Here is a 23,147-nt window from a genome sequence, read left to right as displayed (position 1 = left end):
CCGTCGGCGGCCTGCGACCCTCAAGCCTCCCCCTGATCCCCGGTCGTGCTCACAACGTGCTGCCGTCCGCGCCGTCCGCGCCGTCCGCGCCGTCCGTCCCGTCGGTGAGCGGCTGTTCGGCCCAGATGGTCTTTCCCCGCACCTCGTAGCGGGTGCCCCACAGCTTCGCGACCTGGGCGACCAGGAACAGGCCGCGGCCGCCCTCGTCGGTCTCCAGGGCACGGCGGGCGCGGGGCGAGGTGTTGCTGCCGTCGGAGACCTCGAGGATCAGGGTGCGCTCGTGGATGAGCCGCAGGCGCAGCGGCGGCCGGCCGTACCGGATCGCGTTGGTGACCAGTTCGCTCACCAGCAGCTCGGTGGTGAACTCCAGCTCTCCCAGGCCCCATTCGGCCAGCTTGTCCACGGTCAGCGCCCGCGCCCGCCCGACCGCCTCCGGCTCGGCCGGCAGCTCCCAGGTCACGTGCCGGTCGGGTTCCAGCCCGTGCAGGCGCGCGAGCAGCAGCACGTCGCTGTTCTCGTGCGAGCCGGACAGGCCGGACGGGGCGGACGAGCCGGAGGGGTCGGAGGGGTCGGGGTGCATCCGGCTCAGGACCGCGTCGCCCGCGCGGCCGAGCGAGTCGAGGCCGCCGCCGGCGCGCAGGGCCGCCACGACGCCGGGGTCGGACAGCGCCTCGCGCAGCCGCGCCGAACCCGCGCCGCGGTCCTCGGAGCCCGGCGCCCCGAGCAGGCCGCCGGTGTAGAAGGCCAGCACGTCGCCGTCGGCGAGGGTCACCTCCCCGGACTCGTACGGGACCGCGCCGACACCCAGCGGGGCCCCGACGGGGACGTCCACGAACGAGGCCTGTCCGCCCGCACCCACGCGCACCGGCAGCGGGTGGCCCGCGCTGGCGAAGCGGCACTTGCGCGAGATCGGGTCGAAGACCGCGAACAGGCAGGACCGGGCCTCGGGCTCGGGGCGTTCCATGGGGGCGGGCCGGTCGTTGAGGGTGCGTTTGACCTGGTCGTCGAGATGGGTGAGGAGCTCGTCGGGCGACAGGTCCAGATCCGCCAGGGTGCGCACCGCCGTCCGCAGCCGCCCCATCGACACGGCCGCGTAGAGACCTTCGCCGCCGGCGTCGCCGATCACGATGGCGACCCGGGCGCCGGAGAGCGGGATCACGTCGAACCAGCCACCGCCGAGCACCGCCCGGTCACCGGACGGCAGACAGCGCGACACGCTCTCCACGCACCGCAGTTCGGGCAGGCTCTGCGGCAGCAGGTTCCGCTGAAGGGTCACAGCGGTGGTCCGCTCCCGGGTGTAGCGACTGGCGTTGTCGATGCACACCGCGGCGCGGGTCACCATCTCCCTGGCCAGCGGCACGTCGTCGTCCTCGAAGGGGTGCGCGCGGGTGATGCGGACGAAGACCGCGGAGCCGAGCGGCGCGCCGCGGGCGAACATCGGGACCAGCAGCCAGGAATGGATGCCGTAGCGGGCGGCCAGCGCACCACGCGCCGGATCGGCCGCCGCCAGTGCGGCCCTGACCTGGTCGCCGGCCAGCCTCACCGGCTTCCCGTCGGCGAGGGCGCGCCGGGTGTAGGAGTCGGGCGCGGAGGCGAGTACGTCCACGTCACCGGTGGCGACGATGGATTTCGCCAGGTCGCCGACGTCCATGGTGCTCGCCGCCCGCCGCAGCACGACCGCTTCGCGCAGCGGCCCGGTCACCGGTTCCGCCCCGCCGAAGACCGGGTCCAGCAGATTGACGTAGGCGAGGTCGGCGAATCGCGGCACGGCCACGTCGGTGAGCTCCTGCGCGGTGGTCAGGACCTCCAGCCGGCTGCCGATGCGGGCGCTCGCCTCGTTGACGAGGTCGAGCCGCTCGCGGGCGCGTGACTCCTCGGTGGTGTCGGTCACCATGTGCGCGAGCGCCACCACGTCACCGGCGGCGCCGCGCAGCGGCAGGATGGTCTCCTCCCAGACGGTGTCGCGGTCCGGGTCGCGCGGATCGCGGCCGCGCACCTCGGTGCCGATCAGCGCCTTCCCCGTGGCGAGCACCCGCCGCTGCCGGCTCTCCAGGGCGTCCACGTCGAGCAGACCCGGCGGCGCGGCCTCCCGCATCGTCCGCCCGGCGACGTTCGTGAAACCCGGCGCACGGTTCTGCGAGTCGTTCTGTGCCACGAAGCGCAGGTCCCGGTCGAAGACGTCGATGATGAACGGCGACTCGGTGAACACGCCCTGCAGCAGAGCGTGACGCAGATCGCTCCGCCGTACCGTCTCGGCGTCCTCGGCCTGCAGCAGCCAGTGCCGTCGCCCCGCCAGGACGAGTGGATGGGCCCACAGCACCACGTCGACCCGCCGGCCGTCGAGGTGGCGCAGACCGGTCACCCCGAGCACGACCGACCGGTCCCCGTGCCGCCGCTCCAGGATCCGGGCGGCGTCGGCGCCGCTGTGCAGCAGTCCGGCGGCGGGTGTCCCCACCACCTCGGCCGCCGTACGCCCCAGCATCCGCTGCGCGCCGGGGCTCCAGCTCACGACGGCGCCGCTGTCGTCGAGCACGGCGTACGCGTCACCCCTCACGGGTGAGTCGCCCGGAGCGTCAGGGAGCACCGCGCCGCCCTGTGCGCAGCCGACCCGGGCGGCGGTGCCTCGTGTCAAGGACCTCCACAGGTCAATACTGCCTTCAGCCAAGATCTGCAGCACCCGCTGGCGGCCCCGCCGCGGCCAGGGCCCGCCACGGCCCGCGCACCGATGAGTTCCGCGCGCCGCCGCGGTCCGAACAGGGAGAACCGGCAGACACACGCAGGCACACGCAGGAACACCGACATCCAGGGGACCTTCCATGACGCAGCAGCTCCACGGCCCCGGCACCGCCGGGCAGCCCGATCTCCGTCCCGCAGCGCTCGGCGTCGCCGCGGTGCTGGAGCGCATCGACGACGGCCGGCTCGGCGCTCCCACCCCGTGCCCCGACTACACCGTCGGTCATCTGATCGGCCATGTCGCGGGGCTGTGCGCGGCCTTCCGTGACGCGGCACGCAAGGACCTCGGGCCCACCACCGACAGAGATCCCGGCAGCGCCCTCCCGCCCGATCCGCCGGCCCAGTGGCGCGACACGCTGCCGGAGCTGCTGGCCGACATGGCGGACGCCTGGCGCAGTCCCCTCGCGTGGGAGGGCCGCACCCGCGCCGGAGGGGTCGACCTGCCGGCCGACGCGGCCGGGCGCTTCGCCCTGAACGAGCTCCTGGTGCACGGCTGGGACCTGGCCCGCGCCACGGGCCAGGACTACCGGCCGGACCCGGCGGGTCTGGAGGCCGCGCTCGCCCTGCTCACCCCGTTCGCCGCGGGGTCGGACGGCTCCGGGCCCTTCGGGCGTCCGGTCCCCGTGCCGCCGACGGCGCCGCTGCTGGACCGGGTGGTCGCCCTCACCGGCCGGGATCCGGGGTGGCGTCCGTCGCGCTGAGGGGCCGCCGTCCCCACGCCGAGATCATCGGGGCGGTGGCGAGGTCGAGGGTGCCGGTGGCGACGTTGGCCAGATGACGGTCGATCTCCTCGTCCGTCGCCAGGCCCGCCGCCACCAGCCGGCCGCGGATCTGCCGCACCGTGGCCGCCTCCAGCACCGTGCAGGCGGGTGAGGTGATCGGGAAGTACGCGTCGGCGCGCACGTCCTCCAGGCCGGCCTCGCGCAGCAGCCTGGGCAGCGTCCTGCCGTACGCGAGATCGGCGCCGCGCTCCGCCATGAGCGTCCGGAATCCGGACCTGAGGCGGTTGGCGAGCTGCTGCGCGGGCCCCGACTCGTCCGGGCACAGCAGGGGCTGCAGTCCGGGGTCGGCGTCCTCCAGCAGCAGTACGCCGCCCGGCCGCAGCGCGCCGGTCATCCGCCGCAGGGCCTCGGCGCGGTCGGTGACGTGCACCAGGACCAGCCGGGCGTGCACCAGGTCGAAGCCGCCGTCCGGCGGCGGGTCGGCGGCCACGTCGTGGCGCCGTACGTCGATCACGCCGCCGGCCGCCTCCCGCGCCCACGACACGTCGATGTCGGTGGCGACCACGGTTCCACCGGGCCCGACACGCCGGGCCAGCCCGAGCGGCACGGACGGGCCGCCCGCGCCCACCTCCCAGCAGCGCATCCCCTGGCCGATGCCCAGGGCGTCGACATGGCGGAAGGTCACGGGGTCGAAGAGCTCCGCGAGGGCGCCGAAGCGGACGCCGGCCTCGGACTGCCGGTTGTCGAGCAGGTAGCCGCTGTCGGGCTCGTGTGTCGCCATGCCGCGATGTTCGCAGATGGGGCCGTTACAAAGGCCCTCGGAGCCGGACGTCAACGTCGCGCCCGGGGCCGTTACCCCTGTGAGTGACACGTCGTCGCGCGGATGACGCCTGCGAAGCGGGTCGATGTATCAGGCAATGGCATGGCGTGTCCTATGACATTGACAGATGTCGCCTACAGGCGAGGGTTACGGATATGTCCGCATTCCGTAACGTGAAGCGGATCTTCCGGATTTTGCCGTCGAAGCAGGTCAGAGTTGGGTCATCGGCCAACCGCCGAGGTATCCGTACCGCGTCATCGGAACACGGGAGTTCCGGGACGCACCCTGATGAGGGGGCATCATGTCTGCTTCTTTCAACGCCCGTCGCGTCATCGCCACCGTCCTCGCCTCCGGCGCCGTCGTGGCGGCCGCCGCCATGCCGGCCTCCGCGGACAACGGCCGCGGCCACGGGCACGGCCCGGCCCCCCGCTCCGCGGTGTCGATCGGTGACGTCCGGCACGACGAGGGCGGTCGCGGTGTCCGCTCGAACCGCGCGCTCAACACCGAGTGGGTCGAGGTGGTCAACCGCGGTCGCGACGCCGTGAACCTGCGCGGCTGGACGCTGACCGACAGCGACGGCAACCGCTACCGCTTCAACTTCCTGCGCCTCCCCGGACACTCCAAGGTCCGGGTGCACACCGGTCAGGGCCGCGACAGCCGGTTCGACGTCTTCCAGGACCGCCGCAAGGGCGTCTGGGACAACCGTGACATGGCCACCCTGCGCAACGACCACGGCCGCGTCGTGGACAGCAAGGAGTGGGGCGGCCGCCGTCACCGCTGATCCCAGGCCCGGCAGGGCCCGATGAACGAGCGGCGTGCCGCGACATCCAGCGCGGCACGCCGCCTTTGCGTGCGCCTCGCGCCCCGGCCGGGACCACCGGCCGGGGCATGCCGGCTACGGGTTGCGGGTGATGGTGAAGGTGGACGTGGTGTTCTTGATGTCCTGGAAGTTGTCGTTGAACTGCAGGTTGTTGAAGGTGACCGAACCGACCGCCGGACCCTGGCCGGCCTCCGGCATCTCGTTGGCCCACAGTCCGAAGCCGGACTTGGCGTCGAAGGCGTCACCGCTGCGGTGGGCGCCGCTGATCGTCACGTTGGTGAGGATCGTGTCCTTGATCGGGTTCTGCGGCTGCCCGCCGACGTAGTTGGTCTGGAACATGATGCCGCTGTACGTCGGGTCCACGATGTCCACGTCGCTGACGCGGATCCCCTGGAAGACCTTCGAGGCCGAGAAGAGCCAGATGCCCGGGAAGGTCTGACCGCCCCAGAAGTGTCCGCCGGCGCGGACGATGGAGACATTCTGGATGTTGGTCGGGTCGGTCCCGAAGCCGTTCATCGGGTAGCCGAAGTCCAGGGAGCTGATCGTGACCCCGGAGTAGACCAGCGTGTCCGCGATGAGGATGTTGCGGAACGTGTTGGCGTAGCCGCCGTAGACCGCGATGCCCGCGGCACGCCAGGTCAGCAGGGACGTCAGGTTCTCGTACAGGTTGTTCTTCTCGTCCGCGCCTCCCGCGTCGATCGCGGAGAAGAGCGCGAAGCTGTCGTCACCCGTGGCACGGGCCTCGATGTTGTCGAGGTGGTTGTCCGTGCTGCCGTTGGTCATGTTGATGCCGTCGGCGAAGGTGTCGCGGATGCGCGAGTTGGTGATCGTGACGTTGTCGGTGTTCGCGCCCCAGTAAAGGCAGACCGTGTGCTCGTTCCAGACGTTGTCGATGGTGATGTTGGCGACGTTCGCGAAGTCGAAGACCTTGCCGGGGCCGTCGATGCGGGAGGTGTAGTTGCCGAAGAAGGCGAAGCCCGAGAAGGACGAGCCGTTGGCCGTGGAGTCGGCGCGGAAGCCCGCGTCGGTGTTGGACTGGCTCGACGGGGTGTGGAAGCGGGTGTACCAGGGGCCGGCACCGATGATCTTGACGGCCTTGCCGTACACCTGGAACTTGCTGGAGGTGTCGTAGTCGCCCGGCGGCAGGTAGACGCCCTTGAGCGTGCCGGTGGTGTCCATCCGCGCCTTGTCCAGGGCGTTCTGCACGTCCTGCTGGCTGAAGCCGGTGGGCGCGGTGTACGCCGCGGGGTCGGGGTTGGCGACCGGCGCGACCTGCTCGGTGTTGACGAAGTCGATCGCGTAGTTGGTGCCGTTGGCGGCGTCCTTCTGCAGCTTGATCCTGGCCCCGGCCGGCACGTTGGTGCCGAGCAGCATGTTGGCCTCGTCGTAGATGTGGCGCGGGCTGCCGTCGCCGGGGCTGTTGCCCGGGGCGGTCTCGTTGCCGTAGAGCCACGCGTACTTGGAGGTCAGGTCGATGGCCTTGAGGAAGGTGCCGTTGACGTACACGTTGAGCGTGGAGTCGATGCCACCGCCGCCCGCCGAGTCCGGGATGGAGTAGCGCACGACCAGGGTGTTGGTGGCGGCCTTGGTGGTGAACTCCACGGAGCTGCCCGTGCTGTTCAGCGTGACGGCCTTGCGGCCCGACGCCTCGCCCGCGAGGTCGCCGACGGTGCGGTTCGGGCCGACGACCTGCGCGCCGCCGCCCAGGACGCCGTCCTCGGCCTCGTACATGTCGTACGGCATGTTGGCGCCGCGCCCGACGAACAGGGACTGGGTGCTGGTGTTGTTCGCCTGCTTGACGGCCAGCTCGTTGGCGTCCGCGGCGATCACGGTCTTGACGGAGTACTTGCCGTTGACCGCCGTCCAGGTGCCCAGGTTGACCGGGCTGCCGGTGCTGCCCGCCGCGATGGCACCGCTGTAGGAGCCGGTGAGCGTCTTCACCACACTGCCGGAGGCGGTGTCGGTGACCGTCACCGTGATGCCGTGGGCGCCGCCCGCCGACGCCACGGTGCCCTGGTTCTTGATCGCGACCGAGAAGGTCACCGTGTTGCCCTTGCCCGGGTTGCCCGGCGTCCAGCTGGACGGCGCGGCGACCAGGTCGGAGCTGTCGACCGGCTTGACGACCAGCGGACTCGGGTTGGTGTAGGCGTTGTTGGTGTCGTTCTGCTCGATGACGGTGTTCGACTCGTCGACCTTCGCGCTCAGCGGGTAGCTGCCCGCGTCACGGGTGCCGATGTTCGCCGTCACCGTGGTCGAGCCACCGGCGGCCAGCGCGCCGACCGCGGCGGTGCCGACCTTGGTGGTGCCCAGGTAGAAGTTGACGTTCGTGGCGCCGGACGCCAGATCGCCGATGTTCCGGACGGTGGCGGAGAGCGTGACCGCGTCGGTCTCGACCGGCGCGCTCGGGGACACGCCCATGGCGGACACCGTCAGGTCCGGGTTCGGCGCCGGGGTGCCGATCACCTGGAACTCGGCGACCTGACCGCCGCCCGCACCGCTGTTGGAGGTGAAGGTCAGCCGTACGTCGGCGACGCGCGCGCTGACCGCGATCGTCACGGTGTTGCCCGAGGCCGGGTTGAACGTGTAGTCCGCCGCGGCCTTGAGGCTGGTGAAACCGGTCGCGCCCTGCTCGCGGCCGAGCACCTGGACGTTCTGGGTGCGGGTGCCCCAGGCGCCGTCGGGGTTGAGCTTGAGCACCACCGAGGTCACGTCGGCGTTGGCGCCCAGCGAGACGGTCAGCGTGTTGGGGTAGCTGCCGCCCGCGCCCTCCCAGTACGTCGTCACGCTGTTGTCGTTGGCGTTGGTCGCGACGAAGTTCTGGGTGGTGGAGGACGCCGTGATCGGCTTGCCGACGGCCATGTTGGAACCGGGGCCGGTGGGCGAGCCGTTGCGGATCACGGTGGCGCTGGCGACACTGCGGTTGCCCGCGGCGTCCTTGGCCTTGACGTAGTAGGCGACGGTGGCCGAGTCCGGCTGGGTGTCGGTGTACGTCAGCGTCGTGCCGGAGACCGTGCCGCGCAGCTGGTCGTTGGCGTACACCTCGTAGCCGGTGACACCCACGTTGTCCGACGAGGCGGTCCAGGTGAGCTTGACCTGTCCGGACGCGGGCTGCGTGTAGGCGAGGTTGCCGGGCTGCGAGGGCGCCTGCGTGTCGCCGCCGGTGTCGCCGTTGCGGGTGACGGTGTTGCTGTTGCCCGACTGGTTGCCCGCCGCGTCCTTGGCCCGCACGGAGTACGTGACCGTCGCGGTGTCGGGCTGGCTGTCGGTGAAGGTCGTCACGTTGCCGGCGACGCTCGTGCGCAGCATGCCGTTGGCGTACACGTCGTAGCCGGTGACGCCGACGTTGTCGGTGGACGCGTTCCAGGTCAGCCGGATCTGTCCGGACGCGGGCTGCGTGTACGCCAGTCCGGTGGGCGCGGACGGCGCGACGGTGTCACCGGTTGCCGGGCCGTAGATCTCCAGCTCGGACAACTGGGCGGCGACCCAGCCGGTGTTGGCCGTGACGTTGACCCGCAGGTAGCGCACGGTGGCCGAGGTCATGGTGATGGTGACCGTGTTGTTGTTCCCGGGGGTGAACGCGTAGTCGTGGGACGCCACCAGGTCGCTGAAGTTCGACCCGTCCGTGCTGCCGCGCAGCGACAGCGTCTGCGTCCGCGCCTCCCAGGTCGGCGGCAGCTTCAGCACGACCTTGCTGACCCCCACGGAGGAGCCGAGGTCGGCCTGGAGCCACTGCGGGAAGGCGTTGTTGGCGCTCTCCCAGTACGAGGCCTGGTTGCCGTCGTTGGCGTTGGCCGGGGTGTAGGGGGCGTTGCTGCCGCTCGCGGTCAGCGTCCGGCCCTGCGCCAGGTTGTCCGTCGAGGAGGCGGCACCGTGCACCTCCAGCTCGGAGACCTGGGCGGCGGACCAGCCGGTGTTGGCGGTGATGTTCAGCCGCACGTACCGGGTCGTGACGGACGAGAAGCCGATCGTGACGGTATTGCCCGCACCGGGGGCGAAGGTGTGCGCCGCGGAGCCGGAGAGGGTGGAGAAGGTGTTGCCGTCCGTACTGCCCTGCACCGCGAAGGTCTCGTCGCGCGCGCCCCACGGCGCGGGCAGCTTCACGACCACCTCGTCGACGTTCGTCCCGCTGCCCAGGTCGACCTGGACCCATTGCGGCAACGTGCTTCCCGCGCTCTGCCAGTACGTGTCCTGGCTGCCGTCGGTGATGTTCGCGACCCCGTACTCGGCGTGCGAACTGCTCGCGGTGGCCGGTCTGCCCGCGGCGAGGTTCGGCCCCCCGGCGGCCGACGCGGGCGGCGCCGACAGGCCGAGGACGACCATGCCCGCCGCGATCACCCCCGCCACCAGCCGCTGGACCATGTGCTTCCTACGCATGTCGTCCCTGTGCCTCTCGTGTGTCGAGTGAACGAGAAGTTGCGTTGATCGCTCATGAAATTGCGTTAACCGTGGCGATAGTTGCAGAGTCAATTGCGGTCGTCCATGCCTACGACCGGGCCTTTTGATATGCACGCGACAGGCTTGCACTGCTGTGTCGTGCGCACGGCACGTGCTTGCGCCTGCATGCAAGATTTTGCGCAATTCGCAATTGCTCTTGCCTCTGCGGGTCGCCTTTACTACGCTCCCTCGCCGCTCCGGAGCGGCTTCGTCCACGTGTTCGGACGCCCTCGCTCCGGATTCACGGACCGCCGAGCGGCCGGGCCCGGCGGCCTCAGGCCCGCTGCGCTCCGGCGGCGCGCAGCGCCTGACGGACGGACCAGAGCACGGAGACGAGCGGGACGGCGACGACCGCGCCGATGACGCCCGCGGCGATGGCACCGCCGATCACGCTGAGGGCGACGACGACGGGGTGGAGCCGGACCGCCCAGCTCATCACGAGGGGGTGCAGGACGTGGCCCTCGATCTGGCCGATGATGACGATCAGGGCCACGACGACGAGCGCGATCAGGGGCCCCTGGGAGGCCAGGGCGACGACGGCGGCCACCGCGAGCGCGATGGGGGAGCCGATCAGCGGCACGAAGGCGGCGAAGAACTCCAGCAGCGCCAGCGGGAGCGCGAGCGGCACGCCGAGCGCGTAGAGGGCGAGGCCGACGAGCACGGCGTTGGTGCCGGCCACGAGCACGATGCCGTGCGTGTACCCGGTGAAGGTGCGCCACGCCGCCGTGCCCCCGACCGCCACCCGGTCCCGCACCGACAGCGGCAGCTGCCGGCAGAACCACGTCCACTGGCGGTCGCCCGAGTGCAGGAAGAAGACCGAGCAGAACAGGGCGAGCGCGAAGACCGTGAGGACCTCGATGAGGCGTCCGGCGCCGCTCAGCGCGGTGCTGATGAGTGTCGAGCGGTGGCTGGACAGCCAGTCGCCGATCTTGGACTGGAGGTCCGTCAGGGCCTTCGGGTCCACGCGGAACGGCGGTGACTCCAGCCAGCGCTCGATTCTGGACAGCCCGGCCCCGAACTCCTTCTGCAGTCCCTCCTGTTCCTGGGCGACCGCCTCGCCGACCAGCGCCAGCACGCCCAGCACGAGGACGATGCTGCCGAGCAGCGTCACCGCTACCGCGAGCGGCCGCGGGATCCACCGCGCCAGCAGGTCCGCGACCGGCCGGAGCATCGCCGTGCCGACGAGCCCCAGGAACACCGCGACCGCGATCTCGTGGAAGCGTCCCAGCACGGAGAAGATCCCGTAGACGACCACGCCGACGACGATGAGCCGCCAGCTGTACGCGGCCGCCGTGTTGAGCGCCGGGAGCACCCGGGGCCCGGTCCTGTCGGGAGTGCGTCCCGCTGACACGCGGCGGCCCGTGCGGATGCGGTCCCGGCGTCCTCCCGGCGGCATGCCCGGGTCCGGGCGGCCCTGCGTGTGCGCTCGCCTGGGCATGGGCCCGCCACCACCTCCCTACGCCTGGGCTCGTACCACCACTCCCGTCCCGAGCAACGCGCCGCGGGCGTCATTCGCCCGAAGGCACCCACCGCGACCCGCATGCGCCGGCCTTCGCGCGCGACGCCGCCATGCCGTACCCCCACCCGGTCGGCACCCGCGCCGTGGGGTCGGTCGTCGACGCGGAGCTGCGCGTCCACGGCGTCGAGGGACGGCGGATCGCCGACGCGTCGGTGTGCCCGGGATCGTCAGCACGTGCCCGCACGCGACCGCCGTCATGATCGGCGCGTTCGCCGGCGCGCTGCTCGCCGCGGTCTGGCCCGCGGGGAAGACGTCGCAGCCGTTCTTGTCCGTGCCCGCGCCGGGGACGTCGTTGCGGAACTCGTGATACGTGTACTGGCCCGCTTGCTGGAGGGTCGTCGCGGCCCGCTTCGAGACGACCAGGCAGAAGCTCTCGGCGATCGGCGTGCGGGTGGAGCGCTGCCGCTCCGGCCGCCGGTCCACGGGCGCGAAGCCCCTTGTGTCCTCGATCATGCGGTCCCCAGGACGTGAGCTGACATCTTTGGTGATGTTTTCAGCTCATAGGCGTGGTTCGGTACGGCTTGACCCGCGCCGTGGAGGGCGTGCGGAAGTGGATGGCGTCTCCCGGGGCGCGCCCAGTAGCCTCACGGACGTTTCGCGTCCTTTCCGGGTCCGTTCCGTACCTCGCAGGGGGAGTCCGCCGTGGCGTCGCCGTATCAGCATTCCGCACCGTACGCGCAGGGTCTGCTCGACGTCGGCGACGGTCAGCTCGTCCACTGGGAGGCCAGCGGCAATCCGGAGGGCAAGCCCGCGCTGTGCGTGCACGGCGGTCCGGGCGGCGGCGGCAAGCGGGGTGCCCGCAACGGCTTCGACCCCGAGCTCTACCAGGTCGTCATGTTCGACCAGCGCGGCTGCGGGGAGAGCCTGCCGCACGCCTCCGACCCGGGCGTGAGCCTCGCGGAGAACACCACCCGGCACCTGGTCGCCGACATGGAGCGGCTGCGCGAGCACCTGGGCATCGAGCGCTGGCTGCTCTACGGCGGCTCCTGGGGGTCGACCCTGATGCTCGCGTACGCCGAGCGTCACCCCGAGCGGGTCACCGAGATCATCGTCGTCGGGGTCACGACGACCCGGCCGGAGGAGACCGACTGGCTCTACCGCGGGGTCGGCCGGCTGCTGCCCGGCCCCTGGGAGACCTTCCGTGACGCGCTGCCGCCCGAGGACCGCGACGGCGACCTGGTCGCCGCCTACAGCCGGCTGCTGAACAGCACGGACGAGGCCGTGCGCGCCAAGGCGGCACGTGACTGGTGCACCTGGGAGGACGCGGTCATCGCCCACGAGAGCCTGGGCAGGCCCGGTGCGTACAGCGACCGGGCGGACGACGCGCTGATCGCCTTCGCGCGGATCTGCGCGCACTACTTCTCGCACGACGCCTGGCTGGAGGACGGGCAGTTGCTGCGCGACGCCCACCGGCTGGCGGGCATCCCCGGGGTGCTGATCCACGGGCGGCTCGACCTCGGCAGCCCGTTGACGACCGCGTGGGAGCTGGCCAAGGTGTGGCCGGACGCGGAGCTGCAGGTCATCGAGGACTCGGGGCACACCGGCAGCCCCGCGATGCAGGAGGCCGTGCTCTCCGCCATCGAGCGCTTCTCGGGGCGCGGGCGCTGACTCGCGCCCGCGGTGTCACCGCGGCGAGCGGCGCTGCCACCACCCGCCGTGCTCCGGCGGCCCCCGGTGCTCCGGCGCGGTGGTGGGTGCCGTGTCCTCGACCGGCGCGTCCGTGTCCTCGGCCGGGTCCGGGTCCGTGGCCGTCGGGGTAGGCGTCGGAGTCGGCGTGTCCGTGGGATCGGGGCTCGCCGGCGGGGTGCTGGGTGCGGGCTGACTGGGCGCGGGCGGGGTGGCCGGGGGCGTGTGCGACGGGTGGGTGACCACCGGTGTCGGGGTGCCGGCGGGGTGCGTCGGGTGGGTCGTGTGCGACGCGCTCGGGGCCGGGTGGTGCGACGGCGCGGCGGACTTGGTGGGTTCGGCGGGCTTGTGCGTCGCCTTCGCGGGGGTGGACGCCGATGGCTCCGGGGACGGCGACCCGTGCGCGGGCTTGCGGTCCTTACCGGCGTCGTCCTGCTCCCCGGACGCGGTCCGCTTGCCGTGGTCCGCCGGGCCGAGGCCCTTGCCGGCCGCGCCGTCGGGGCCGGCGGCGGTGGTGCGGGACGCCGGTGCCGGCGAGACGGCGGCCGGCCGGGGCTTGCCGGCGGCCTCCGCGGGTTCCTGGAAGGACTGCTGCAGCGCCCAGGCGGTGCCGCCGAGCGCGGCCGCCGCGGCGACGCCCGCCGTTGTCACCTTCCACCGCAGGGACCGACCGCGGCGGTGCTTTGCCTGGTTGCTGCGTGGGGAAGCCATGGCTGGACGAGGACCCTTTCGAACGTGCCCCCCGCCCGGTGGCCTCGTCGCCGTATCGGCGAACGAGGCCGGATATGTCTGGACTGGACTCTGCGACAGCGGGCGCGGACAGCGCAAGGCCCTGGGGTCGGCGCAAGCCGGTCCCACCAGGAGTGATTCCGTGAAAGGGCAGGTCAGGGCGGTGATCGTCATGCTCTGCGAGGGGGTGTGAGGTGCCCCACGCCGTCCGGGGCGGGCGTGCGCCCATCCGGAGCCGTTTATTCCGCCACCGGGAAACGTCGTGCTGAGGTCATGGTCACACGGTCGTAATCGTTGAGTTCGATCAACCGTCGTGTACGTTCAATCTCGCCCCGGACTTGTGAGGACGGGGTGAAGGCCCTGCGCTCTGTGAGGGAGGCGCAGGAGGCCGCGCCCGTGGGGACGGTAAGTGCGGCTGACAGGACACGGCTGTCGCCCTGTCCGCCAGGGCGGGTGGCCCGTCATCGCGCGTGGGGACGCTCGGACGTGACGGCCGCCCGCCCTTCGCGCACCGCCCGGGGCCGGTGTCGGCTCAGACCTCGTCGCAGGGGGGATCGACCGGAGAGTCGGTCCTGACCCGAGCGAGCAGACCGCGGAGCGTGCTGATCTCCTCGGGGGCGAGATCGGCGAAGAGTTCGCTCTCCACCTCATGGAGGGCCTTCTCGACCTGCGTCAGCGTGTCGCCGCCCGCCTCGGTGATGGCGACGATGTGCCGCCGCCGGTCGGCCGGGTCGCGCCGCCGCTCCACCAGGTGGCATGACTCCAGGTCGTTGAGGATGCCGACCATGATGCTGGGGTCGACGCCCAGTTCACCGGCGAGCGACTGCTGGCTCATGTTGCCCGACCTGCCGAGCAGCATCAGCGTGGTGCCCTGACGGGGTGCCAGTCCGCAGACGCCGAAGGCGTGCTGCACCCGGCTCTTGGCGACGGCTCCGTGACGGACCAACAGGAAGCCGAGCCGGTCCAGGGGATCGGATGCGGGGTCCCGGGTCGCGTTCTCGTGTCCTGTCACGTCGGTCACCGTATCAAGCGGGAAACCATCCGTCGGCACAGATCGTTGCCGCCCCTCAATGATAGATCGTGGCGATGGGCCGATGGGCTCAAGCCGCCGTCGGTGGGCAGTCGTGCCGGGCGATCGCCGCCAGTTCGCCCGCGGCGCCGGTCGGCGGGCTGGTCCGCGGGTGGACCAGGCGCAGGGCGCGGGTGAGATCGAGGTCACGCACGCGGACGGCCACCACGGTGCCGTTGGCCAGCTCGGCGGTCAGCGCGAGCGAGCTGAGGACCGCGGGGGCGACCCCGTCGGCGACGGCGGTCTTGATGGCGGTCGTCGAGGGGAGTTCGAGCAGGGGAGCGGCGAGCGGGACCGCGCCCACCCCGTCGAGGGCCCGTTCCAGGTAGCGCCGGGTGCCGGAGCCGCGTTCGCGGCTGACCAGCGGCGTGGCGGACAGCTCGCCGGCGGTGATCCCCGAGCGCCGCCGGGCCCAGGGGTGGGCCGGGGCCACGATCACCGTGAGCTCGTCGCGTCCCACCGTGCGGGCCGTCAGCCCGCGCGGGACGTCGGGGGCCTCGACGAAGCCGAGGTGGGCCCTGCCCTCCCGCACGGCGGCGGCGACCTCGTCGGAGTTGCCCGCGGTCAGCGCGACCGAGGTGTGCGGCGCGCGCGTCCGCAGGACCGCCAGCCACTGGGGGAGCAGATACTCCGCCACCGTCATGCTGGCCGCCACCTGCAGCCGGCTCTCCGTGGTGCCCAGCAGCGAGGTCACGCCCGCGTCCAGGAAGGCCGCCGCGTCCACCGCGGTGCGCGCCCAGTCGGCGACCAGCGCGCCCTGCTCGGTGAGCCGTGAACCGCGCGGTGAGCGTTCCAGCAGCTGGAGTCCGAGCCGGCGTTCCAGATGACGGAGCCGGGAGCTGGCGGACGGCTGGCTGATGCCGTGCGCGCGGGCGGCCGCGCCCACGCTGCCCAGGCGGGCGACGGAGAGCAGCAGGTCGTACGCCGCCAGGTCGCTCACACGCTCGGGCAAGGGCATAGGCCGAGTCTATGACCCCATCGCGGAATGATCCCTACCGCGGCCCGCCCGGCGGCGGGAAGGTGAGGCCATGCACAGCTCGCTCACCGCCCCGCCCAGCACCGGCGCCCACCCGCGCACCGGCCTGCTGCGGGAGCTGGACCACCCCTCCCAGCTCTTCCGCGACCTCGGTCCCAACTGGTACGCCTCCGTCATGGGCACCGGCATCATCGCCGTCGCGGCGGCGAACCTCCCGGTGCACGTGCCGGGACTGCGAACGTTCGCCACCGTCGTCTGGGCCCTGGCCGCCGCCTGGCTCGTCGTGCTCACCGCCGCCTGGTCCGTGCACTGGACGCGCCACCCCGAGCGGGGCCGGGCGCACGCCGCCAACCCGGTCATGGCGCACTTCTGGGGCGCCCCCGCGATGGCGCTGATGACGGTCGGCGTCGGCACCCTGACGCTGGGCTCCGCGTGGATCGGGGAGCGCCCCGCGCTCGTCGTGGACGTGGTGCTCTGGTCGGCGGGCACCCTGCTCGGGCTGGTGACCTGGGTGTGGATCCCGTACCGCGCGATGACCGACCACCACGTCACCGGGGACTCGGCCTTCGGCGGCTGGCTGATGCCCGTCGTGCCCCCGATGGTGTCGGCCGCCACCGGTGCCGCCCTGATCCCGCACCTCGCACCCGGGCAGGGACGGCTCACGCTGCTGCTGGCGTGCTACGCAATGTTCGGTATGAGCCTGATCGCGAGCCTGATCATCATCACCCTGGTGTGGAGCCGGCTCGTGCACCACAAGACGGGACCCGCCGCGATGGTGCCGACGCTGTGGATCGTGCTGGGCCCGCTGGGCCAGTCGGTGACCGCCGCCAATCTGCTCGGCGGGGTGGCCCCCTCGGTGCTGCCGCGCCCCTACGCCACCGGCGCCGAGGTGTTCGGCCTCCTGTACGGCGTGCCCGTCTGGGGCTTCGCGATGATGTGGCTCGTCCTGGCGGCGGCCCTCACGGTGCGCACCGCCCGCCGCGGCCTGCCCTTCTCCCTGACCTGGTGGAGCTTCACCTTCCCCGTCGGCACCTGCGTCACCGGCACGAGCGCGCTGGCGCTGCGGCTGCACTCGACGGCCTTCCAAGGCGCCGCGGTGGTGCTCGGCGTCCTGCTGCTCGTCGCGTGGGTCACGGTCGTGGCGCGCACGGCGCGGGCCGCGGCACGCGGGAGCATCTTCCTCCCGGTGCCCGCGCGTTAGGGCTTGATGTTCTGGTTGAGGTGGAAGAGGTTGCCGGGGTCGTAGGCCCTCTTCACCTCCACCAGGCGGTCGTAGTTGCCGCGGTAGTTGGCCCGGATGCGGCTCTGGTCGTCGCCGGCCATGAAGTTGACGTACCCGCCCTCCTGCGAGTGCGGTGCGATGGCGTCGAAGTAGTCCCGCACCCAGGCGATGTTGGCGTCGTTGGCCGTGGCGTCGGGCCACATCCCGGCGATGACCGCGGCGAAGGACGCGTCGCGGTACGCGAAGGCTGTCGCGTCCGGGGCCACCCGGTGGCAGGCGCCGTCGATCGGGTAGATGTGGACGGTCGAGTTGACCGCGGGCAGCCCCGGCGCGTGGGCGACGTGGGCCGCGATGGCCTCGTCGGTCAGTCCGGTGGCGAACGCGGCCTTCCAGTAGTGCTGCAGGCCGGGCGGCGCGATGGCGTCGAAGAGGCTGTTCATCGCCGGATAGGGCATCCGGCCGATGTGCTCGGCGACCACGGGTGCCGCGTCGCGGAACGGGCGCAGGGCGCGCTCGCCCTCCTCCGGCGGACCGGCCCAGCACGCCACGACGCCGACGAAGAGGTCCCCGTGCCGGTCCTCGGGGATGAACGGCAGCGGCGGCGCGATCTGGAAGGCGGGGAAGGCGCCGAGCCGTTCCGGGGCGGCGGCGATGGCCTCGCGGTAGGCGCGCAGCACGCTGCCGGCGTCCTCCGTCTCGTAGAGCATCAGCCCGCCGTAGACGTCCGTGAGCGGTGCCAGCCGGAACACGAACGAGGTCACGGCCCCGAAGTTGCCGCCCCCGCCGCGCAGGGCCCAGAACAGGTCCTCGTGCTCCTTGCCGCTCGCGACGACCAGGTTCCCGTCCGCGGTCACGACGTCCGCCGAGACGAGGTTGTCGCAGCTCAGGCCGAGCGCCCGGCTCAGGTATCCGATGCCCCCGCCGAGGGTCAGCCCGCCGACCCCGGTGGTGGAGACGATGCCGCCGGTCGTGGCCAGACCGAAGGCGTGGGTCGCCGTGTTGAAGTCGCCCCAGGTGGCTCCGCCCTCGGCGCGGGCGGTCCGTGCCGCCGGGTCCACTTGTACCGCGCGCATCGACGACAGGTCGGCGACGACACCGCCGTCGCAGGTGCCGAAGCCGGGCACGCTGTGCCCGCCGCCGCGCAGGGCGAGATCGGCCCCGGTGTCCCGGGCGTGGTCCACGACCGCCCTGACGTCCTCGGCGTCGGCGCAGCGCACAACGGCCGCGGGGCGCTTGTCGATCATGGCGTTGCGGACCGTGCGCGCCCGGTCGTAGTCGTCACTGCCGGGGGTGACCACCGGGCCGCGGACGCGCTCGCGCAGCCGGTCGATCGAGGGGTTGCCCATCGCCCACGCTCCTCGTAGCGCCGAGGCCCCCCTTCCCGCCTGTCCCGCGTTACCCCTCCCACGCTACGCCGCCGGGGCACGCCCTCAAGCGGAATGGGCGTTGGTCTAGACCTTGACAGGTATAGGCCAATCCGGTTCATTGCTCAGTGCGAAACGCAACTCCCCCCACCCAAGGAGCAGTTATGGTCATGCGACGCACTCTGGCACTCCTCACAACCATCGCGGCCGCCGCCGGCATGGCGGTGGCCATCCCTTCAGGCTCCGCCTCCGCCGCCACCTGCGCGGCCCCCTGGAGCGCTTCGGCGGTCTACACGAACGGCATGACGGCGTCCCTCGGCGGCCACAACTGGCAGGCCAAGTGGTGGACCCAGGGCGAGACGCCCGGCACCACCGGCGAATGGGGCGTGTGGGCCGACCAGGGCACCTGCGGCGGCGGTGGCACCGACCCCGGCAACCCGGGCAACCCCTCCGGATTCGTGGTCGGCGAGGCCCAGTTCAACCAGATGTTCCCGAACAGGAACGGCTTCTACACCTACAGCGGCCTGGTCGCGGCCCTGTCGGCGTACCCCGGCTTCGCGAACACCGGCAGTGACACCGTGAAGAAGCAGGAGGCCGCGGCCTTCCTCGCCAATATCGCGCACGAGACCGGCGGCCTCGTCTACATCGTCGAGCAGAACACCGCCAACTACCCGCACTACTGCGACAGCGGCCAGCCCTACGGCTGCCCCGCCGGCCAGTCCGCGTACTACGGCCGCGGCCCGATCCAGCTCAGCTGGAACTTCAACTACAAGGCCGCGGGCGACGCGCTGGGCATCGACCTGCTGCACAACCCGTGGCTGGTCGAGCAGGACGCGGCCGTCGCCTGGAAGACCGGCCTGTGGTACTGGAACACCCAGAGCGGCCCCGGCACCATGACCGGCCACAACGCGATGGTGAACGGGGCCGGCTTCGGCCAGACGATCCGCTCCATCAACGGCTCCCTGGAGTGCGACGGGCACAACCCCGCGCAGGTCCAGAGCCGGGTGACCAACTACCAGCGCTTCACCCAGATCCTCGGGGTCGCCGCCGGGGACAACCTCTACTGCTGAGCGCCACCGCACGTGGGCGCAGGGGCAGCGGCCCCTGCGCCCACCGGGCCGGCTGGAGGGCGCCGGTCAGTCGCGGACCTTCAGCACGATCGGGTTGGTCAGCGCCGCCATCGGGCCCCACTGCAGGTCCGCGGCCATGGTGTTGCCCTTGCCCGGGGTGCCGTCCGCCTTCGGGTGGCGGACCTCGGCACGCACGTACGCGGCGAGCGAAGCGGTCGTCCGCCACACGACCGTGCCGGAGCCGGACGCGTCCAGCGACTCCTGGTGCATCTGGCCCTCGTCGGTGATCAGCCGGACCGTGCCGTTCGGCACGCCGGAGACCTCCAGGCGCACGTCGACGGGCGTGTCCCCGTCCACCGTGAGCGTCTCGGCGATGGCGGCCTGGCGGCCGCCGCCGGTCGCGGTGAAGGCCACCGTCACCGCGGAGGACTCCGCGACGTAGGTGCGGCCCTCGCGGATGCCCTCGATGACCGCGCGCCGGCTCAGGTCGTCCGCGTACACGACGGTCTGCGGCAGGCCGATGACCTGCGGGACGCTGTGCGCGTCGCTGTTGGCCATGGCCGGCAGCCAGTCCTCGCCCTTGCGCATCGCGGCGCCGAGCATGGCGTCCCAGGTGTCGACGGCCGACTCGTCGTCGTACGTCCAGGGGCCGTTCCACACCTCGACGGCGTCCGCGTCCTCGTAGCCGAACTTCCACTGGCAGGCCACGTACGGGCAGTACGGGTGGGCCGGGACGACCAGGCCGCCCTGGCGGCGGACCTGGCGGGCGAACCGCGCGAACGCGTCGTCCCGCGAGCGGTAGCGCCAGTCGATCCACGCACCGGAGTCCAGGCCCAGCGCCAGCCAGTGGCCGTTGCGCGTGGTGATCTCCTCGCCGTTGACGATCAGCAGATCGGGGCCGGCGTACTGACCCCAGACGGCGTGCGCCGAGGAGGTGTTGTGGTCGGTGGAGACGATGAAGTCCAGGCCCGCCGCGCGCGCCCCGGCCGCCACCTCGGACGGCAGTCGCTTGCCGTCGGAGTGCACGGTGTGCAGGTGGCAGTCGCCCCGGTACCAGGCTCGGCCGCGGCCCGTGGCGCGCTCGCTCGGGTAGGACGGCGTGAACGGGGTGCCGGCCGGGCCGTAGCGCAGGGTGACGGTCACCGAGTAGTTCATGCCCTGCGGCGCGATCTGGTACGGGCCCAGCACGACGTTCCAGGTGCCGTGCTCGACCGGGCCGGGCAGGTACCCGGGGGTCGTGTCGTCGCTGTTGACGACGAAGGAGGTGCGCGCGCCGCCGGACCAGCCGCGGAAGCCCTTGCCGCCGAGCGCCGTGCCGCGCTGGTCGAAGATGCCGACGTCGCACGAGTTGCCCGGGGTGCCGCTCGGCACCGACGGCTTGTCGTACGTGTACGAGACGGCGATCTGGTTGACGCCGCGGGGCACCTCGACCGGAAGGTAGACGAAGTCGGCGGCGCCGGTCTCCAGGTGACCGGTGATCACGCGGGTGACCTCCGTGCCGTCGGCGGGAACGCCCGCTCCGGCGGAGCCGGCCGCGTGGGCCTGGTCCGCCTCGGCGAAGCTCACGGGAGCGAGGGTCAGGGCCCCCGCCGCGCCGATCACGCCGCTCGCCATCAGCAGGGAGCGGCGGCCCATGCCCGCGGCCGCTTCCTCTCCCGACGGGTTCGAACTGTGCTCACAGGCCCCGGACTGGCACAAGGCGGTCCCCTCCTGAATGGATGGTGCGTGCAATGACTTCGGCACCCTTGCCCGCCGAGGTGAACGGCGCACAGTCCACGGGGAACTCCCGGCCACGGTTGCTTGAAGCCGGGAGGACCTCCGGTGTGTCGCGGCGGTCCGGCGTGCTCAGCTCAGCAGGCCGCGCACCCGGTCCATCCGGGGCCGCGCGCGGTCCGCATCCCGCCGTTCCGCGGCGGCCCGCGCGTCCTCCGGCGACTTCCAATCCGCGTGCAGGGCCTCCCAGAAGTCCGTCCACGCCTCCGACTCGGTCATGCCGTGCCCGACCACTCCGGTGTCCCGGCACGCGACGCGATAGCCCTCACCGGTCATCTCCACCGACACCTGGCGCTCCACGTCCCACCACCGCCTTCGTGGCACCGTCCCCCCTGCCAGCCTCCCCGTGTGCCCGCACCGCTCGCAACCCGGGCCGTGAGAACGGGTCCGGGCGCCGGCACGTGGCCGGCGCCCGGACTCCGCGGGAACCCCGGAAGCGGGAACCTCAGAAGGCGGCCACCGGGCCCTGCACGGCCTTGATGTGCTGCATGGCGGTCAGCCTCCGGACGAAGCGGATCGCCAGGACGGCGGCGAGGATGTCCAGCGCGTCGGAGAAGGACAATCCGATCGCGGCGTCCCCGAGGGCGTCGGGCGTCTCGGCCCCGGTGAACATCTGCGACGTCACTTCGGTCGCGACCCGGTCGGCGAGCAGCGCGATCCACCAGACGGTGACGATCCCCGTCCGGAGCGGACGCCACGAACCGTCCGGGGCGAGCTGTGTGCTGGCGGCCCAGGTGTCGCGCGCGATGCGGTACGGGATGCGGATGTTGGCGAAGGGGATGAACCAGCCGCCGATGGCCCACCCGCGGCCCCTGTTGAAGCCGTTGGGCGAGAACACCTCGCCGTTGCTGCGCACCCGGTGGAACCAGATGATGAACACGACCGCGGTCGCCAGGAAGCCGAGGCCCTGAAGGAGCGCGGCGACGCCCACGAGCACCTCGGCACGGTCGGCGTCGTCGCCACTGATCGAGACGAGACCGTCCGCCGTGAGCGTTCCGGCCAGGGAGTGCAGATTGACGTCGGAGGCGATCGAGAACAGGTCGAACGCCATCATGAGCGCCAGTAGTACGGTGACCGCGTTCGCAAGGCCGCCCGGCGACCGGAGCACACGGGGCAGGACCGGTGGTGTGGGCGTCAGGCCGGGCTGGGAGTACGGGGCGGCGCCACCCGGTGGACCGACAGGACTGATGGACACGACGAAATCCCCCCCAAGGGATCGTGGACGAGCGGTGGGCCCGTCGCGAACGGGCAGGCAGGAACATATGCCAGCGGGTCGTAGGACGTCCATGTGGATTCGCCCGGCGGCCCGCACGCGCGTTTCCGGAAGGGGAGCCTCCCGGCAAGGGCCCGGGCTGTGGCCGGCCGGCAGGCGAGCAGCGGACCGAAGCGCGACGATGGGACCGGAGGCCGACCCCCGGAGGCACGGATGAGCTGCCCACTGAACTGCCGATGCCGATGCCGTGGCGACAGCGGCCGCGAGGTCGCGTCATGAGCGCGGCACCCGGCGCTCCCGCCGCGCACGGTCCCGCCGACTTCGCCGACCGGACCGTCGTGGTGATCGGCGCCAGTGCGGGCATCGGGCTGGAGACCGCCCGCCAGGCGCGCGCCAGGGGCGGCCGGCTGATTCTCGTCGCCCGCAGCCCGGAACGGCTGGAGCGGGCCGCGCGCGAACTCCAGCCGCTCGGCACGGCCGCGTTCGACGCCAACGACACCGACCGTCTCCGGCAGTTCTTCGAGGATCTGCGCGGTCCCGTCGACCATGTGATGGTCACCGCCGGCAGTCCGGCCTACATGCCGCTCGACGACATGGACCTCGCCGCCGCCCGCAGCCAGTTCGGCGACCGCCTGACGACGACGCTCGCGGTCGCCCTCCACGGCCGTGAGAAGGTCAGGGCCGGGGGATCGCTGTTGTTCATGAGCGGTACCGGAGCCCGGCGCCCTGGCGTCGGCATGTCCGTCGTGGGCGCCATGACGGCGGCGCTGCCGGCCCTCGTCGCCAACCTCGCGCTGGAGATCGCGCCGGTCCGGGTGAACCTCATCGCGGCGGGATTCGTCGACACGCCTCTGTCGGCCTCGTTGCTGGGCGATCAACTCGAAGCCCGGCGCGAGGAGTTGCGCGCCACGCTGCCCATCCGCCGGGTCGTCGGCCCCGGCGACGTCGCCGCGTTGGCCCTGCACATCATGAGCAATGACGCGCTCACGGGCGCGACCTACGACATCGACGGCGGCCAGCAGCTCCTCCCGCACTGATCCTTCGTGGGCGGGGCGGC

Annotated in this window: 18 protein-coding genes; 7 read left to right on the top strand and 11 right to left on the bottom strand. The window is 72.2% G+C overall.

Annotated elements, in window-relative coordinates:
- Positions 1-49 precede the first annotated feature (49 nt).
- Entirely contained in the window at positions 50-2,632 is a 2,583-nt protein-coding gene (locus ACFYXS_RS21515) for a SpoIIE family protein phosphatase (RefSeq protein WP_389250450.1), read from the bottom strand.
- Between the two features lie 184 nt (positions 2,633-2,816).
- Between ACFYXS_RS21515 and ACFYXS_RS21510 the strand changes: the two genes are divergently transcribed.
- Positions 2,817-3,434: a TIGR03086 family metal-binding protein gene (locus ACFYXS_RS21510; RefSeq protein WP_389250448.1), complete on the top strand. Its 618-nt coding sequence runs from the start codon at positions 2,817-2,819 to the stop codon at positions 3,432-3,434.
- On the opposite strand, the gene ACFYXS_RS21505 is transcribed toward ACFYXS_RS21510, so the two are convergent.
- Positions 3,397-4,236, bottom strand: a complete 840-nt coding sequence (locus tag ACFYXS_RS21505) for a methyltransferase domain-containing protein (protein ID WP_389250446.1) — start codon at positions 4,234-4,236, stop codon at positions 3,397-3,399. The two genes, ACFYXS_RS21510 and ACFYXS_RS21505, sit on opposite strands and share 38 nt — an antisense overlap.
- A 340-nt stretch (positions 4,237-4,576) precedes the next feature.
- On the opposite strand from ACFYXS_RS21505, the gene ACFYXS_RS21500 reads away from it, so the two are divergent.
- Entirely contained in the window at positions 4,577-5,056 is a 480-nt protein-coding gene (locus ACFYXS_RS21500; protein WP_389250444.1) for a lamin tail domain-containing protein, read from the top strand.
- Between the two features lie 114 nt (positions 5,057-5,170).
- Here the strand turns inward: ACFYXS_RS21500 and ACFYXS_RS21495 are convergent, their stop codons facing one another.
- Both ACFYXS_RS21495 and ACFYXS_RS21490 read right to left on the bottom strand, forming a co-directional pair.
- The gene (locus tag ACFYXS_RS21495; RefSeq protein WP_389250442.1) at positions 5,171-9,469 is read right to left on the bottom strand and encodes a discoidin domain-containing protein; all 4,299 of its coding nucleotides are present in this window, start codon (positions 9,467-9,469) and stop codon (positions 5,171-5,173) included.
- Positions 9,470-9,803: 334 nt separating this feature from the next.
- The gene (locus ACFYXS_RS21490) at positions 9,804-10,967 is read right to left on the bottom strand and encodes an AI-2E family transporter (protein WP_389250440.1); all 1,164 of its coding nucleotides are present in this window, start codon (positions 10,965-10,967) and stop codon (positions 9,804-9,806) included.
- Between ACFYXS_RS21490 and ACFYXS_RS21485 the strand changes: the two genes are divergently transcribed.
- The gene (locus tag ACFYXS_RS21485; RefSeq protein ID WP_389250847.1) at positions 10,874-11,248 is read left to right on the top strand and encodes a GMC oxidoreductase; all 375 of its coding nucleotides are present in this window, start codon (positions 10,874-10,876) and stop codon (positions 11,246-11,248) included. The genes ACFYXS_RS21490 and ACFYXS_RS21485 overlap by 94 nt on opposite strands.
- A 442-nt stretch (positions 11,249-11,690) precedes the next feature.
- Positions 11,691-12,656 carry a prolyl aminopeptidase gene (pip, locus tag ACFYXS_RS21480; protein ID WP_389250438.1) on the top strand — a complete coding sequence of 322 codons (966 nt, stop codon included), beginning with the start codon at positions 11,691-11,693 and terminating at the stop codon, positions 12,654-12,656.
- 15 nt (positions 12,657-12,671) lie between these two features.
- Here the strand turns inward: pip and ACFYXS_RS21475 are convergent, their stop codons facing one another.
- The 3 genes from ACFYXS_RS21475 to ACFYXS_RS21465 all read right to left on the bottom strand — a co-directional run bounded on the left by ACFYXS_RS21475 (position 12,672) and on the right by ACFYXS_RS21465 (position 15,430).
- Positions 12,672-13,325 (bottom strand): hypothetical protein, encoded by a 654-nt coding sequence (locus ACFYXS_RS21475; protein ID WP_389250436.1) that lies wholly within the window; start codon positions 13,323-13,325, stop codon positions 12,672-12,674.
- A 610-nt stretch (positions 13,326-13,935) separates the two neighbouring features.
- Positions 13,936-14,415, bottom strand: a complete 480-nt coding sequence (locus ACFYXS_RS21470; RefSeq protein WP_389250434.1) for a MarR family winged helix-turn-helix transcriptional regulator — start codon at positions 14,413-14,415, stop codon at positions 13,936-13,938.
- Positions 14,416-14,503: 88 nt separating this feature from the next.
- Positions 14,504-15,430: a LysR family transcriptional regulator gene (locus tag ACFYXS_RS21465; protein WP_389250432.1), complete on the bottom strand. Its 927-nt coding sequence runs from the start codon at positions 15,428-15,430 to the stop codon at positions 14,504-14,506.
- Between the two features lie 70 nt (positions 15,431-15,500).
- Between ACFYXS_RS21465 and ACFYXS_RS21460 the strand changes: the two genes are divergently transcribed.
- Positions 15,501-16,649: a TDT family transporter gene (locus ACFYXS_RS21460; protein ID WP_389250430.1), complete on the top strand. Its 1,149-nt coding sequence runs from the start codon at positions 15,501-15,503 to the stop codon at positions 16,647-16,649.
- Here ACFYXS_RS21460 and ACFYXS_RS21455 read toward each other — a convergent pair.
- A complete protein-coding gene (locus ACFYXS_RS21455) occupies positions 16,646-18,016 on the bottom strand; it encodes an FAD-binding oxidoreductase (RefSeq protein WP_389250428.1) in 1,371 nt (456 codons plus the stop codon). The two genes, ACFYXS_RS21460 and ACFYXS_RS21455, sit on opposite strands and share 4 nt — an antisense overlap.
- A 236-nt stretch (positions 18,017-18,252) precedes the next feature.
- Between ACFYXS_RS21455 and ACFYXS_RS21450 the strand changes: the two genes are divergently transcribed.
- Complete coding sequence (locus ACFYXS_RS21450) at positions 18,253-19,104, top strand: glycoside hydrolase family 19 protein (protein WP_389250845.1); 852 nt, start codon at positions 18,253-18,255, stop codon at positions 19,102-19,104.
- Between the two features lie 66 nt (positions 19,105-19,170).
- Here ACFYXS_RS21450 and ACFYXS_RS21445 read toward each other — a convergent pair whose 3' ends face one another.
- From ACFYXS_RS21445 to ACFYXS_RS21435, 3 genes are all read right to left on the bottom strand, one after another.
- Positions 19,171-20,739 carry a CehA/McbA family metallohydrolase gene (locus ACFYXS_RS21445; protein WP_389250425.1) on the bottom strand — a complete coding sequence of 523 codons (1,569 nt, stop codon included), beginning with the start codon at positions 20,737-20,739 and terminating at the stop codon, positions 19,171-19,173.
- 210 nt (positions 20,740-20,949) lie between these two features.
- A complete protein-coding gene (locus ACFYXS_RS21440) occupies positions 20,950-21,201 on the bottom strand; it encodes a hypothetical protein (protein WP_389250423.1) in 252 nt (83 codons plus the stop codon).
- Between the two features lie 121 nt (positions 21,202-21,322).
- A complete protein-coding gene (locus ACFYXS_RS21435; RefSeq protein WP_389250421.1) occupies positions 21,323-22,072 on the bottom strand; it encodes a DUF4328 domain-containing protein in 750 nt (249 codons plus the stop codon).
- A gap of 293 nt (positions 22,073-22,365) precedes the next feature.
- Between ACFYXS_RS21435 and ACFYXS_RS21430 the strand changes: the two genes are divergently transcribed.
- Positions 22,366-23,127: an SDR family oxidoreductase gene (locus ACFYXS_RS21430; RefSeq protein WP_389250419.1), complete on the top strand. Its 762-nt coding sequence runs from the start codon at positions 22,366-22,368 to the stop codon at positions 23,125-23,127.
- Positions 23,128-23,147 lie beyond the last annotated feature (20 nt).

Source organism: Streptomyces sp. NPDC002574 (assembly GCF_042889545.1).
Lineage (GTDB): Bacteria > Actinomycetota > Actinomycetes > Streptomycetales > Streptomycetaceae > Actinacidiphila.
The sequence above is the reverse complement of the archived record's forward strand: the minus strand, read 5'-3'. Positions and strand labels throughout refer to the sequence as shown.